This is a genomic window from Variovorax sp. 160MFSha2.1, assembly GCF_048305075.1.
GTDB lineage: Bacteria > Pseudomonadota > Gammaproteobacteria > Burkholderiales > Burkholderiaceae_C > Variovorax > Variovorax guangxiensis.
The window spans coordinates 1,641,931-1,656,338 of record NZ_CP157624.1 but is presented as its reverse complement, the minus strand read 5'-3'; the positions used below and the strand labels follow the sequence as shown (position 1 = coordinate 1,656,338).

The window sequence follows — 14,408 nt, the reverse complement described above, 5'->3', positions numbered from 1 at the left end:
AAATTGCTCGTGGCACAAGTCGAAGGCATGACACCCCTGCGCCGGTAGGACAAGACCGGCGCGCCCTGCTGCCCCGGAGTCAGAGCGTGAGGATCGTGCAGCCCGTGGTCTTGCGCGCTTCCAGGTCGCGGTGCGCCTGCTGCACGTCGGCCAGCGGGTAGCGCTGGTCGATCGGGATCTTCACCGCGCCGCTGCGCACCACCGCGAACAGGTCCTCGGCCATCGCCTGCGTGCTCTCGCGCGTGGCCATGTGGGTGAAGAGCGTGGGCCGGGTGATGTAGAGCGAGCCCTTGGAGGCCAGCACGCCGAGATTGACCGGCGGCACCGGGCCCGAGCCGTTACCGAAGATGGCCAGCAGGCCGAACGGGCGCAGGCAGTCGATGGAACCCTCGAAGGTGTCCTTGCCCACCGAGTCGTACACCACCTTCACGCCCTTGCCGCCGGTGATCTCCTTCACGCGCGCCGCGAAGTTCTCGGCGCTGTAGTTGATGGCGTGGGCCGCGCCGTGCTCCAGCGCGAGCTTGCACTTGGCGTCGCTGCCGGCCGTGCCGATCAGCTGCAGGCCCAGCGCCTTGGCCCACTGGCAGGCGATCAGCCCGACCCCGCCCGCAGCCGCGTGGAACACGATGAAGTCGCCGGCCTGCAGGCCTTCGGCCGGCAGCGTCTTCTTCAGCAGGTACTGCGTGGTCAGGCCCTTGAGCATCATGGCCGCGCCGGTCTCGAAGGAAATGTCGTCGGGCAGCTTGCAGACGTTCTTCGCCGGCATCACGCGCAGCTCGCTGTAGGCGCCGGGCGGCTGGCTGGCATAGGCGGCGCGGTCGCCCGCCTTCAGGTGCGTGACGCCCTCGCCCACCGCCTCGACCACACCCGAGGCCTCCATGCCGAGCTGCAGCGGCATCTGGAAGGGGTAGAGCCCGCTGCGCTGGTAGGTGTCGATGAAGTTCAGGCCCACGGCCTTGTGGCGGATGCGGATCTCGCCCGGGCCGGGCTCGCCGAGATCCACCTCGACGATCTTGAGTTCTTCGGGACCGCCATGGCGGTCGATACGGACGGCTTTGCTCTTCATCGTTGCGGTCTCCACGCTCTGGAAAGGAAAGAAGGGGAAAGAGAAGGGGAAGGCATCCTGCCATGTTTGAGCTTCCGGCGACGGCGCGGGGAATCATTGCCCGGTAGAGTCGGCGGCCATGCAGACACAGCCGCAGCGCCTCGCTCCCCTCACCGTCTTCCTTCTCGTCGTTCCTCCGCTGCTCTGGGCCGGCAATGCCGTGGTCGGCCGGCTGGTGCGGGAGCTGGTCTCGCCGCTCACGCTGAACTTCGTGCGCTGGGTCATCGCCTTCGTGCTCCTGCTGCCGCTGGCCGCGCAGGTGCTGCGCCGCGACAGCCCGCTGTGGGCGCACTGGAAGCGCTACGCCGTGCTCGGGCTGCTTGGCATCGGCCTGTACAACGCCTTCCAGTACCTGGCGCTGCAGACCTCCACGCCCATCAACGTGACTCTGGTCGGCTCGAGCCTGCCGCTGTGGATGCTGGCGGTGGGCGCCCTCTTCTTCCGCGCGCGCATCAGCGGCCGCGAGATCGGCGGCGCCCTGTTGTCGATGGCGGGCGTGCTGCTGGTGCTCAGCCGCGGCGAATGGCAACAACTGCTCGGGCTGCGGCTGGTGCCGGGCGATCTGTACATGATCCTGGGCACCATCTCGTGGGCCTTCTACAGCTGGCTGCTGGCGCGCACGCACGAGCCCGCGGCCGTGCGCAAGGACTGGGCCGCGTTCCTGATGGCGCAGCTGGTGTTCGGCCTCGCGTGGTCGGGCGCGCTGGCCGCCGGCGAATGGACGCTGACGCCCGCGCACATCGAGCTCGGCTGGCCGCTGGTCGCGGCGATGCTGTTCATCGGCACCGGACCTGCCGTGGTGGCGTACCGCTGCTGGGGCACCGGCGTGCAGCGCGCGGGGCCGCAGGCGGCGAGCATCTTCATGAACCTCACGCCGCTGTTCGCGGCGGTGCTGTCGGCGGCCTTCCTGCGGGAGCCACCGCACTGGTATCACGGCGCGGCGTTCCTGCTGATCGTGGGCGGGATCGTGGTCGCGTCGCGCCGCTGAGCGCAGCCCTCAGGCGAAGAGCCGCGCCAGGTCGGCCTGCTCGCGCATCCAGCGCGGCGCCTGGGCCTTGTCCACCACGCGCCAGGCATAGCCCGGGCGGTCGTAGAGATCGCGCCCCGAGGCCAGCAGCGCGGGAATGTCGATGGCGTCGAGAAAGGCCTGGGAGTTGTATTCCTGGTGCGCGAAGCCCCGGATCTTGGCGCGCACCGCGTCCTCGCTCATCGCAAGGTACGAGAAGTGCCAGCCGGCATCCGCCAGGATCAGCGCCGGCTGCGCGCCGCTGCGCACGCGCATGCGAAGCTGGTCGGGCGTGAGCCTGTCCAGCGTTGCGCGCGTGGCCGCCACCGTCCACACCGAAGACGCCTCGGGCCCCTCGACGTTGCGGTAGTTCGCGTAGAAATAGTAGAAGGCCAGGCACAGGCCGAACACATCGCGCCGCCGGTCGTCGCGCATTGCGCGGACGATCTCGGCGCGCGGGATCTCGTCCGCGTCAGACACCATCACGAGGTCGTGCGCCGCCGCATCGTGCAGGCCTCGCATGACCTGATTGCGCTGGAATTTCTCGCGTATCCAGAAGCCGGACTTCGGCGTGTCGGAATGCCAGTCGCCCACCACCGCCGCGGCATCGGCTACCTCGTCGACCACCGGCATGTCGTGCACCGCGATGTAGCGGATGCGCGGCAGGAAAGCCGCGATGCGCGGGTCGGCGGCGTCGAAGCGCAGGGCCTTCGGCTCGCCGCTGAAGGTGCGGTCGGCCTCGACGATGACGAAGCAATCGACCACCTCCGACAGCTCGTGCAGCCGCGCCGCGAGGATGTCGGCCTCGCCGTTGTAGGTGATGCAGTCGTAGACCCTGCGAGCGGGCACTGCTGCCACCGTCGCCTCGGGCTCCTGCGCGAACTCGATGCGGTAGCCGTTGCGCTCGAACATCTGAAGGATGTCGCGCTCGCCATACCAGCCGTCGAGCTGCGACAGTGGAATCAGCGAGCGCAGCGTGAGCGGCGACAGGCTCGCGAGCTGCCGCACTTTCGCGTGATGCCCGAAGAGCCGCATCGCGTCGTAGCCATGGTGCAGCTGCGGCCCCGCGTGCTCGATGGCGAAGCCGCGCGCCAGTTCCAGCGGCGCGAAGCGCATGCCTACGGCTTCGAGCGCGGGACGCAGCACGCCGCTGAGCTGCACGTCTTCGAGCAGCGCGTTGTGCTCCCAATGCATCCTGAGCGGCTCGCCGCCGACCGCATCGGGCGGCGGGATCTCCACGCGGATCTGCGGATGGTCCACCAGCGCGCGCATGAAGCGCCGGCTGCGCAGGCTGAAGCCGCCGTTCTGTATCGGCGTGACGACGTGGCCGGGCTTGCCGAGCTCGTCGGCCCACTCGAAACGGTTGCGCCAGTAGGTGCCTTGGGGGGCGTCGATCTTCGCGAGGTGGATGGGCGCGCCGATGTAGTCGCAGTCCAGGAACTCGTCGCTCCAGTTGGCGGCGTTGACGACCCAGCCGTCTTCCTGCACCACGAGCGCGAACTCGGTCTGCACCACGCGCCAGAGCGCGAACATCATGAACCAGCTGTACTCGTGGTAGTTCAGCGGTTCGATCGGCAGATGCTCGATGCCGGGCGGCAGGTCGTCGGGCGCCTGCGGGCTGCACAGCAGCGCGCGGGCGCCGGGCATCTGCGCCTGGCTGTGCTGCAGCGCCAGCGCCGCGCCGCGCGCGTCGGGCAGGCCGGTGACCGAGACCAGCGTTATTTTTTTGAATGACTCCCTGCTCACGATGCGCCTCCCGCCGCTCTCGTGAACCGCGCTCAGTAGGTGCCGGGGTAGGCGCCGCCGTCGGCCAGGATGTTCTGGCCGGTCATGTAGCCGGCCTGCATGCTGCACAGGAACGCGCAGATGGCACCGAACTCCGCCGGCGTGCCGAAGCGCTTGGCCGGGATGTTCTTCTTGCGGGCTTCCCACACGGTGTCGAAGTCCTGGCCCGACTTCTGCGCGGCGCCGGCCATCGTGCCCTTGAGGCGGTCGGTGTCGAAGGAACCCGGCAGCAGGTTGTTGATGGTCACGCCCTGCGCTGCCACCGCCGTGCGCGCCACGCCGGCCACGAAGCCGGTGAGGCCGCTGCGCGCGCCGTTCGACAGGCCCAGGATGTCGATGGGCGACTTCACCGAGCTCGACGTGATGTTCACGATGCGGCCATAGCCGCGCCTGGCCATGCCGTCCACCGTGGCCTTGATGAGCTCGATGGGCGTGAGCATGTTGGCGTCGACCGCCTTGATCCAGGCCTCGCGGTCCCAGTTGCGGAAGTCGCCGGGCGGGGGGCCGCCGGCGTTGGTGACGACGATGTCGAAGTCATGGCCCAGCGCGAACACCGCGGCGCGGCCGGCCTCGGTGGTGATGTCGGCGGCCACGTGTTTGACGAAGGGACCCGAGGCACCAGCCGCCTCGGCCAGCTTCTTCGCGGCGGCTCCCAGCGCCTCGGCGCCGCGCGCCACGATCACCACGTTCACGCCCTCGCGCACCAGCGCCTCGGCGCAGCCGTAGCCCAACCCCTTGCTCGCGCCGCACACCAGCGCGGTCTTGCCTGCAATACCCAGATCCATGTTCTTGCTCCAGTGAAAACAAAAGGCGCCAGGGCTTCAGCGCCCCTTGCGCGTGAAAACGAAAATGCCCGCGATCACGAGCACGGTACCCGCCGCGATCCACGGCGTGAACGGCTCGCCAAGTATGACCACCCCCATGAGGATGGTCGACAGCGGTCCGATCATGCCGGTCTGGGCCGCCATCGCGGGGCCGATGCGCTCGATGGCCATCATCACCATCAGCACCGGCACCGCCGTGCACAGCGTGGCGTTGAGTACCGAGAGCCAGATCACCTCCGGCGCCACCGCCATCGCCACGCTCATCGGCCGCGTCAGCACGAATTGCAATATGCACAGCACGCAGGCCACCGTGGTGGCCAGGCCCACGAGCCTGAGCGAACCCAGTCGCTTGACGAACTCGCCGCTGTAGACGAGGTAGCCCGCGTAGCTCACCGCGCTCAGGAACACGAGGAACGCGCCCCAGGCCGCCGCGCCGCCGCCCTTGCCGCCGCCGCCGGTCCAGAGTTCGTGGCCGAACACCAGCAGCACGCCGGCATAGCTCACGACCATGCCCAGCACCTGCGGGCGCGTCGGATGGCGCCGGTAGAGCAGCCAGCCGAAGAACAGCACCAGCGTGGGGTTGAGGTAGAGGATCAGCCGCTCGAAGCTGGCCGAGATGTAGGCCAGCCCGGCAAAGTCGAGGAAGCTCGCGAGGTAGTAGCCCGAGAAGCCCAGGCCGATCACGCCGATCCAGTCGCGCCCTGTGAGCGCCGGCTTGCCGCGCCCCGCCCACCAAGCCATCAGCGCGAAGAGCGGTAGCGCGAACAGCATGCGCAGCATGATGAGCGTGACCGCGTCCACGCCGTAGCGGTACGCGAGCTTGACGATGATGGCCTTGCCGCTGAACGCGATGGCGCCCAGCGTGGCCAGCACGAGGCCGGTGGCGATGCCTTTCCTGGCGGCATCGCGGGGAGGTGCGGGGGAGATGCCTGCCGACGCGGCTGTCTTGTTCATCCCCCGATCATCGCGGCAAGCGCAAACCCCTGGCTTGCGCTCAGTACCCCGCCGCCACGCCGTCGCGGCGCGGGTCGCTGGCGGCCACGTAGCCTTCCACCGAGGGTTCGCCCGCGCGCCAGATGAACTGGCCGGCGCCGAAGTCCTGGTACGAGTCTTCGATCACTTCCAGGTGATGGCCCAGTTCGCGCAGGCCCTGCACCGTGGCCGGGTTCATCGCGGCCTCGACGTTGATCTCCAGCCCCGCGTTGAAGCGCCAGCGCGGCGCGTCGCAGGCAGCCTGCGGGTTCTGCTTGTAGTCGAGCATGCGCACCAGCGTCTGCATGTGGCCCTGCGGCTGCATGTTGCCGCCCATCACGCCGAAGCTCATCACCGGCTGACCGCCCTTCGTGAGGAAGGCCGGGATGATGGTGTGGAACGGCCGCTTGCCCGGTGCCACCACGTTGGGGCTCTCGGCCTTCAGGCTGAAGCCGTGGCCGCGGTTCTGCAGGCTGATGCCGTACTCGGGCTCCACGCAACCCGAGCCGAAGCCCATGTAGTTGCTCTGGATGAAGCTGACCATCATGCCGCTCTCGTCCGCCGCCGTGAGGTAGATGGTGCCGCCCTTGACCGGGTTGCCGGCCTTGAAGTCCTGCGCCTTCTTCGGGTCGATGAGGCGGGCGCGCGAGGCCAGGTACGCGTCGTCGAGCATCTGCTCGGTCGTCACTTCCATGGTCTTGCGCTCCGACACGTAGCGGTACACGTCGGCGAAGGCCAGCTTCATGGCCTCGATCTGCAGGTGCTGCGATTGCACCGAGTCGACCGGCAGCGAGGCGATGTCGAACTTCTCCAGGATGCCCAGCGCGATCAGCGCCGCGATGCCCTGGCCGTTCGGCGGGATCTCGTGCAGCGTGTGGCCGCGGTAGTCGCGCGAGATGGGCTTGACCCACTCGGGCTGGTAGGCCGCGAGGTCGGCCACGGTGAGCGCGCCGCCCTGCTCGGCGGAGAACCTGGCCAGCGCCTCGGCGATCTCGCCGTTGTAGTAGGCCTCGCCCTTGGTGCGGGCGATGGCCTTCAGTGCACGTGCGGCGGCCGTGAAGCGGAACATCTCGCCCACTTCGGGCGCGCGGCCCCAGGGCAGGAAGGTCTGGGCGAAGCCCGGCTGCGACTGCAGGATCGGCGTGGCCGCGGCCCACTTGCCCTGCACCACCGGCGGCACGAGGTAGCCGCGCTCGGCGATGTCGATGGCCGGCGCCAGCAGGTCGGCGAAGGGCAGCTTGCCGAAGCGCTCGCTCAGCGCCACCCAGCCGCGCACCGCGCCCGGCACCGTGACCGAGTCGATCCCGCGCATCGGCGGCGTGGCGGCATCGGCGCCGTACTTGGCCTTGAAGTATTCGGGCGTCCAGTCCTTGGGCGCGGGGCCCGAGGCGTTGAGGCCGTGCAGCTCCTTGCCGTCCCACAGGATGCAGAAGGCATCGCTGCCCAGGCCGTTGCTCACGGGCTCGACCAGCGTCATCACGGCGGCGGTGGCAATGGCCGCGTCGACCGCGTTGCCGCCCTGCTGCAGGATGCGCAGGCCTGCCTGCGAGGCCAGCGGGTGCGAGGTCGACACCACGTTGCGCGCGAAGATCGGGATGCGCGTGGAGAGATAGGGATTGGCGTAATCGAACTTCATACCGTGCTTTCAAGGATGGCGTGAACAATTCGGGAAACACCGAGGAACCGGCTTTGCCGGCCCTCTGGTGTTGCCCCCGGCAGGGGGTTGGCGAAGCGACACGAAGTGCGCGAAGACTGGGGGCGAGCCTGTCACTCGTTGGTGATCTTGCGGTCTACGACGATCTTTTTCCACTTGGCGGCATCGGTCGAAACCATCTTTGCGAACTGGTCGGGCGTACCGGGCATCGCGGGTTCGATGCCCAGGCGCGCCAGCTTTTCCTTCACCTCGGGGTCGGCCAGCGCGTCGTTGGCGGCCTTGTTGATCTTCGCAACGATGTCCGCCGGCAGGTTCTTCGGACCGTAGAAGCCGAACCAGGTGTTCGACTCGTAGCCCGGCAGCGTGTCGGCGATGGGCGGCAGTTCGGGTGCCAGCGGGCTGCGCTTGAGCGAAGTGACGCCCAGCGCGCGCAGGCGGCCGTCGCGCACGTGCGGCATGCCGGTGGGCAGCGAGTCGAACAGGACGTCGACCTTGCCGCTGATCAGGTCGGGAATGGCCAGCGCCGTGCCCTTGTAGGGAATGTGCGTGACGAACACGCCGGCCTGCGCCTTGAAGAGCTCCGCCGTGAGCTGCACGATGGTGCCGTTGCCGCTCGATGCGTAGTTGAGCTTGCCGGGGTTCTTCTTCGCGTAGTCGATCCACTCGCGCACCGTCTTCGCGGGCGAATTGACCGGCACCAGCATGATGCTGGCCGCGTCGCCCACGTGCGCGATCGGCGTGAAGTCGCGCACCGTGTCGTAGGGCAGCTTGCTGATCGCGGGGCCGATGGCGTGCGTGCTCGTGGTGGCCAGCAGGATGGTGTAGCCGTCGGGCGCGGCCTTGGCGGCCTGGTCGGAGCCGATGGCGCCGCCGGCGCCGGGCTTGTTGTCCACCACCAGCGTGGTGCCGAGCTTGTCGCCCATCTTCTGCCCCAGCGTACGGGCGAAGAGGTCGGTGGCGCCCGCGGCCGGGAACGGAACGATCAGCCGGATCGGCTTGTTCGGATAGCCCTGCGCCAGGCTGGCGGACGAGGCGGCCAGGCCGAACAGCGCGGCGGCGAGCACCTGGAGGAACTGGAGGCGTTTCATGTGCGGGAAAGAATTCTGTGCCAGTGGGAACCGAGCATGCTATGCACCGCTGGCGCATCAAGCCAGATAATTCGGCTTATTCAACTATCAATGCCGTTTATGACACGAGCCCTAGCCGAAGAGATCTCGCTGCAGCAGCTGCGGGCGCTGGCGGCGGTGGCCGAAACCGGCAGCTTCACGCTGGCGGCCGAGGCCCTGCAGCTCACCCAGCCCGCCATCAGCCACCTGGTCAAGCGGCTCGAGGAAGAACTGGCGCAGCCGCTGGTGGTGCGCGGGCGCCGCATCCGCATGACCAACGCGGGCCAGATGATGGTCGACACCGCCGTTCGCGCGCTGCGGCTGATCGACGATTCGGTCGGCGCCTGCCGCTCCCAGTCGCAGCTGCGCGAAGGCCGCATCGTGCTGGCCGTGGGCCACCTGACCGCGGGCGCCCTGCTGCCGCCGCTGCTGGGCCGCTTCTCGCAGAAGCACCCCACGCTCGCGGCCACGCTGCTCGACAGCACGGCCGAGCAGATGATTTCGCGCGTGCTCTCGCAGGAGGCCGACCTGGGCTTCGGCTCGGACATCGGCCAGAAGCATTCCGAGCTGGCGACCGAGCCGCTTTTCACCGAGCGCATGGCCCTTTTCGTGCGCGACGACCATCCGCTGGCCCAGCACGAATCGGTCGAGGCCAGACATCTGGAGGGGCTGCCCTTCATTCACGTGAACCCCGACGCCAACGTGTGGCGCGCCGTGAGCCGCCAGCTGGCGAGCGTGGCCAACGTGTATCCGCAGGTGGTGCACCACGTCTCGATGCTGTCCACCGCCTTCGGCCTCATACAGGCCGGCGCGGGCGTGGCGCTGGCGCCGCGCTATGTGGAAGTGCTGATGCCCGGCAACCTGCGCGCCGTGGGCGTGACGCGGCCCGTGCTGGAGTACCCGGTGGTCGCCATCCGGCTGGCCAAGCATCCGCTGAGCCCGGCGGCGATGGCCTTCCTGGCGATGGCGCGGCAGCACATGAAGCCGCCGCGCGCGGGCAAGCTCTGAAGGGGAGCGGACAGCCGAACGCAGAAGAAATACAAAAATCACGCGAAGGTCGCGGAAGAAACCATGAAAACTTCTTCGATCTTCCTTCTGCGACCTCTGCGAAACTTTCGCGACTTCTGCGTTCGGCTGTCCGAATCCTCTCCCCCAAAACAAAAACGGCGCCCGAAGGCGCCGTCGTGCAGAGCGTAAAGGATCAGTCTTCGACGAAGGCCTCTTCGCGCTTCGACTTCACGGCCGGCAGCAGCACGATGATCAGCAGCAGGGCTGCCGCGGCCAGCAGGCTCGCCGAGATCGGGCGCGTCACGAACACGCTCCAGTCGCCACGCGACAGCAGCAGCGAACGGCGCAGGTTCTCTTCCATCATCGGGCCCAGGATGAAGCCCAGCAGCAGCGGCGCAGGCTCGCAACCCAGCTTGAAGAAGGTGTAGCCCACCAGGCCGAAGATGCCCACCATCCAGATGTCGAAGGTGTTGTTGTTGGTCGAGTACACCCCGATCGCGCAGAACAGAACGATGGCCGGGAACAGGTACTTGTAGGGCACCGACAGCAGCTTGATCCACATGCCGATCAGCGGCAGGTTCAGGATGATGAGCATCGCGTTGCCCAGCCACATCGAGGCGATCAGGCCCCAGAACAGCTCGGGGTTGCTGGTCATCACCTGCGGTCCCGGCTGGATGTTGTGGATGGTCATCGCGCCCACCATCAGCGCCATCACCGCGTTGGGCGGAATGCCCAGCGTCAGCAGCGGGATGAAGGAGGTCTGCGCGCCAGCGTTGTTGGCCGACTCGGGAGCCGCCACGCCGCGGATGTTGCCCTTGCCGAAGGGAACTTCGCCCGCCTTCAGCTTGGTCTTCTTCTCGATCGTGTAGGCAGCGAAGGCAGCCAGCAGCGCACCGCCGCCCGGCAGGATGCCCAGGGCCGAGCCCAGCGCAGTGCCGCGCAGCACCGCGGGAATCATGCGCTTGAAGTCGTCCTTGGTCGGGAACAGGCCCGAAACCTTGGCGGTGAACACTTCACGCTCGTCGTCCGGGCGCGAGAGGTTCGCGATGATTTCGCCGTAGCCGAACACGCCCATGGCGATGGCCACGAAGCCGATGCCGTCGGTGAGCTCCGGAATGTCGAAGCTGTAGCGCGCGACGCCCGAATTCACGTCGGTGCCGACCAGGCCCATCAGCAGGCCCAGCACGATCATCGCGATGGCCTTGAGCAGCGAGCCCGAGGCCAGCACCACGGCGCCGATCAGGCCCAGGATCATCAGCGAGAAGTATTCGGCGGGGCCGAACTTGAAGGCCAGCTCGGTCAGCGGCGGCGCGAAGGCGGCCAGGATCAGCGTGCCCACGCAGCCCGCGAAGAACGAACCCAGGCCGGCGGCGGCGAGCGCCGGACCCGCACGGCCCTTGCGCGCCATCTGGTAGCCGTCGATCACGGTCACCACCGACGAGGATTCGCCCGGCAGGTTGACCAGAATGGCCGTGGTGGAGCCGCCGTACTGGGCGCCGTAGTAGATGCCGGCCAGCATGATCAGCGCCGACACGGGCGGCAGCGCGTACGTGGCCGGCAGCAGCATCGCGATGGTCGCGACCGGGCCGATGCCCGGGAGCACGCCGATCAGCGTGCCCAGGATGCAGCCGATCAGGCAGTACAGCAGGTTGGTGAAGGTAAAGGCAACGCCAAAACCCATCGAGAGGTGTTCAAACAATTCCATGATGTGGTCGGCTTTCTTCTCAACCGGTGATGAAGGTCGGCCAGACCTGGATCTGGAGCTTGAGCGCCCAGATGAAGGCGACGTAGCTGCCGACGGCCAGCACGGTGGCCAGGATCAGCACGCTGGGCAGCTTGAACTCGTGGCCCGCGAGGCTGGAGATGATCACCAGCGCGTAGATGGCGATGATCATGCCCATGGCCGGAACGCCGATGCTCGGCAGGCCGCCGAGCAGCACGCCGAAGGCGAGGTTGGCGCCGAGGATGAACACCACCTGCTTCCAGGCCCACTTGCCGATCTTCTCGCCGTCGGTGGTCTCGACGCTGAGCCCGGTGAACATGATCCCGAGGCCGATGAGGGCCATCAGGATGCCGAGCATCAACGGGAAGTAACCCGGTCCCATCCGGGCCCCGGTGCCCACGGTGTAGGTGGTGGCGCCCCATGCGAACGCCACGCCCACCACCGTGAACATCAGACCCGAGAAAAAGTCTTTCTGACTCTTGATCTTCACGAACAGTCTCCTCGAACAAATTTCGATGCGGGATTGTCGAGTCAGCTTCCGGTCAGGCCGATGTGGATTCCACTAACCAAAGTCTTAGGGATAACCCGGGAGCATCAGTCGCTCCCGGGGCTGGAACCGGGGCGGATCATTCCAGCGGAGGCGTGGCGCTCAGCACTTCTTCGATGGTGGTCACGCCCTCGGCCACGCGCAGCGCGCCGGCCAGCCGCAGCGGCCGCATGCCGTCGATCACGGCCTGGCGGCGCAGCCCGGCGAGGTTGGGCTCCTTCGTGACCTGGCTCTTGAACGGCTCGCTGACGCTCAGCAGTTCGTACAGCCCCATGCGGCCCATGTAGCCGGTCATGCGGCAGTCGACGCAGCCCACCGGCTTGTAGGCGCGCACCGAGCCGGTGATCTGCCAGGGCTTGACGATGGCCTCGAGCTTCTCGCGCGTGACGGTGTCGTCGGGCTGCTTGCAGTTGGGGCACAGCGTGCGCACGAGGCGCTGGGCGAGCACGCCAAGCATCACGGCGTTGATGAGGTACGAGGGCACGCCCAGTTCCATCAGCCGCGTGATGGCGCTCGGCGCGTCGTTGGTGTGCAGCGTGCTGAACACGAGGTGGCCGGTGAGCGCGGCCTGCACCGCCATCTCGGCGGTGGCGAGGTCGCGGATCTCGCCGACCATGATGATGTCCGGGTCCTGCCGCATCAGCGCGCGAAGGCCCTCGGTGAAGCCGAAGTCGAGCTGCGGCTGCACCTGCGTCTGGTTGAAGGAGGTCTCGATCATTTCGATCGGGTCCTCCACCGTGCTCACGTTGACCTCTTCCGTCGCCACGCGCTTGAGAGTGGAGTACAGCGTGGTGGTCTTGCCCGAGCCCGTGGGCCCGGTCACCAGGATGATGCCGTTGGGGCGCGTGACGAGCTGTTCCCAGCGCTGCGCGTCGTGCTGCGCGAAGCCCAGCGCGTCGAGGTCCTTCACCGCGGTGTCGGGGTCGAAGATCCGCATCACCATCTTCTCGCCGAAGGCGGTCGGCAGCGTCGACAGGCGCATTTCGATCTCGTCGCCGCGCATGTTGCGGGTCTTGATGCGGCCGTCCAGCGGACGGCGCTTCTCGACCACGTCCATGCGGCCCAGCAGCTTGATGCGCGCGACCATCGCGTTCATCACGCCCATGGGCATCTGGTAGGCCGGATGCAGGATGCCGTCGATGCGGAAACGGATCACGCCCTGCTCGCGGCGCGGCTCCAGGTGGATGTCGCTCGCGCGCTGGTCGAAGGCGTACTGCCACAGCCAGTCGACCACCTGCACCACGCTCTGGTCATTGGCGTCGAGCTGCTTGTTGCTCTTGCCGAGCTCCACCAGCTGCTCGAAGCTCGTGGTGCTGGCGTTGCCGCCGGCCTTCTGCGCGGCGCGCACCGATTTCGCGAGCGCGAAGAACTCGGCCGTGTAGCGCTGGATGTCGGCCGGGTTCGCGACCACGCGCCGCACCGAGCGGCGCGCCTGCCGCTCGACCTCGGCGATCCAGTCGGTGAGGAAGGGCTCGGCCGTGGCCACCACCACCTCGTTGGGCAGCACCTGCACCGGCAGCACCTTATGGCGCTCGGCATATGCGGCGCTCATGGTGTCGGCCACCTTGCCCACGTCGACCTTGAGCGGATCGATGCGCAGGTAGGAGAGGCCCGCGCGGCCCGCGAGCCATTGCGTGAGCATTTCGAGGTCGAGCGGCTTGTTGTCGCTCTCGCGCGTCATGGCGACGTTGGCCAGCCGCACCAGCGGCGCCTGGCGGCTCTCGGCCTGTGCGCAGCGGGCGATGGTGCGCTTGGCCTCGTGCGGGGAAATCACGCCATCGGCGGCGAGCCATTCGATCAGGCGGCGCAGGTCGAGCGGGCCTTCGTGGCGCGCGGCCAGCGGGGCGGGGGCGGAAGCAGCGGGTACAGCGCTCATGTGCCGTGGGTCGGGTTCAGGTTCGGGTGAGTGTCGGATTCTGCGGCTTGAAGACCCGCAGCCATTTGGGTGCGGGCAAGCCCCAGCGAGTCTGGATCGTTTGCGCGCGCTCGGCAAGCGCCTCGCGCTTCGGGCGGCTCGGCGTGCGCTGCGCGAGGACCACCGTGTTGCCTTCGCGCGTCGGCTTGAAGGCCCAGACGGCATCGGCGCCGAAGGCGGAGGAAATCTTCTCGAGGCTGCGCTCGTAGCTCGACGAGCGGCCGAAGAGATTGACCGTCATGCAGCCGTCTTCCGTGAGCAGCGCGCGGCAGTCGGCGTAGAAGTCCTCGCTGTCGAGCACCGGCGCGGCGGCCTCGTGGTCGTACAGGTCGACCTGCAGCGCGTCGACCGTGCCATGCCACTCGGGCTTGCGGATCTCGGCCGCGGCATCGGCGATCACCACGCGCAGCTTCGGGTCGTCCGGCGGCAGCTTGAACCAGCCGCGGCAGGCCGACACCACCTGCGGATTGAGCTCGATCGCGGTGGTGCGCATGCGCAGGATCTTGCGACTGAACTTGGTCAGCGTGGCCGCGCCCAGGCCGAGCTGCATGGCATGGCGGCCGGCCACGCTCTTGGGGTCGGCGAAGAGCAGCCAGGCCATCATGCGCTGCACGTACTCGAGCTCGATCTCGAAGGGCGCATCGAGCTTCATCGAGCCCTGGACCCATTCGGTGCCCAGGTGCAGATAGCGGATGTCGCCCCAGTCGGAAAAGTTGACTTCAGGGAGGGAAACAGGAGTTTTGCTCGATGCCATCGATGCAGC

At 67.8% G+C, this 14,408-nt stretch carries 12 protein-coding genes; 2 read left to right on the top strand and 10 right to left on the bottom strand.

All coding sequences use genetic code 11. The features are described from left to right. Window positions 1-79 precede the first annotated feature (79 nt). Entirely contained in the window at window positions 80-1,066 is a 987-nt protein-coding gene (locus ABL838_RS07140) for a quinone oxidoreductase family protein (RefSeq protein ID WP_418124850.1), read from the bottom strand. A gap of 118 nt (window positions 1,067-1,184) precedes the next feature. Between ABL838_RS07140 and ABL838_RS07135 the strand changes: the two genes are divergently transcribed. Next, entirely contained in the window at window positions 1,185-2,093 is a 909-nt protein-coding gene (locus ABL838_RS07135) for a DMT family transporter (RefSeq protein ID WP_418124848.1), read from the top strand. A gap of 9 nt (window positions 2,094-2,102) precedes the next feature. Here ABL838_RS07135 and ABL838_RS07130 read toward each other — a convergent pair whose 3' ends face one another. From ABL838_RS07130 to ABL838_RS07110, 5 genes are all read right to left on the bottom strand, one after another. Further along, entirely contained in the window at window positions 2,103-3,857 is a 1,755-nt protein-coding gene (locus tag ABL838_RS07130) for a DUF5672 family protein (RefSeq protein WP_418124847.1), read from the bottom strand. 32 nt (window positions 3,858-3,889) lie between these two features. Beyond that, window positions 3,890-4,681: an SDR family oxidoreductase gene (locus ABL838_RS07125; protein ID WP_418124846.1), complete on the bottom strand. Its 792-nt coding sequence runs from the start codon at window positions 4,679-4,681 to the stop codon at window positions 3,890-3,892. A 36-nt stretch (window positions 4,682-4,717) separates the two neighbouring features. Continuing rightward, window positions 4,718-5,674 carry a DMT family transporter gene (locus ABL838_RS07120; protein WP_418124845.1) on the bottom strand — a complete coding sequence of 319 codons (957 nt, stop codon included), beginning with the start codon at window positions 5,672-5,674 and terminating at the stop codon, window positions 4,718-4,720. Between the two features lie 40 nt (window positions 5,675-5,714). Beyond that, window positions 5,715-7,328 carry a gamma-glutamyltransferase family protein gene (locus ABL838_RS07115; RefSeq protein WP_418124843.1) on the bottom strand — a complete coding sequence of 538 codons (1,614 nt, stop codon included), beginning with the start codon at window positions 7,326-7,328 and terminating at the stop codon, window positions 5,715-5,717. 131 nt (window positions 7,329-7,459) lie between these two features. Then, window positions 7,460-8,434: a Bug family tripartite tricarboxylate transporter substrate binding protein gene (locus ABL838_RS07110; protein ID WP_418124842.1), complete on the bottom strand. Its 975-nt coding sequence runs from the start codon at window positions 8,432-8,434 to the stop codon at window positions 7,460-7,462. Between the two features lie 99 nt (window positions 8,435-8,533). Between ABL838_RS07110 and ABL838_RS07105 the strand changes: the two genes are divergently transcribed. After that, window positions 8,534-9,460 carry a LysR family transcriptional regulator gene (locus ABL838_RS07105; RefSeq protein ID WP_418124840.1) on the top strand — a complete coding sequence of 309 codons (927 nt, stop codon included), beginning with the start codon at window positions 8,534-8,536 and terminating at the stop codon, window positions 9,458-9,460. Window positions 9,461-9,653: 193 nt separating this feature from the next. Here ABL838_RS07105 and ABL838_RS07100 read toward each other — a convergent pair whose 3' ends face one another. The 4 genes from ABL838_RS07100 to ABL838_RS07085 all read right to left on the bottom strand — a co-directional run bounded on the left by ABL838_RS07100 (window position 9,654) and on the right by ABL838_RS07085 (window position 14,399). Next, entirely contained in the window at window positions 9,654-11,165 is a 1,512-nt protein-coding gene (locus tag ABL838_RS07100; protein WP_126023100.1) for a tripartite tricarboxylate transporter permease, read from the bottom strand. A gap of 19 nt (window positions 11,166-11,184) precedes the next feature. After that, complete coding sequence (locus ABL838_RS07095) at window positions 11,185-11,673, bottom strand: tripartite tricarboxylate transporter TctB family protein (RefSeq protein ID WP_019654302.1); 489 nt, start codon at window positions 11,671-11,673, stop codon at window positions 11,185-11,187. 136 nt (window positions 11,674-11,809) lie between these two features. Beyond that, on the bottom strand, window positions 11,810-13,606 hold the full coding sequence (locus ABL838_RS07090; RefSeq protein WP_126023099.1) for a GspE/PulE family protein: 1,797 nt from the start codon (window positions 13,604-13,606) through the stop codon (window positions 11,810-11,812). A 16-nt stretch (window positions 13,607-13,622) separates the two neighbouring features. After that, the gene (locus tag ABL838_RS07085) at window positions 13,623-14,399 is read right to left on the bottom strand and encodes a spermidine synthase (protein ID WP_184635266.1); all 777 of its coding nucleotides are present in this window, start codon (window positions 14,397-14,399) and stop codon (window positions 13,623-13,625) included. Between the last annotated feature and the right edge of the window lie 9 nt (window positions 14,400-14,408).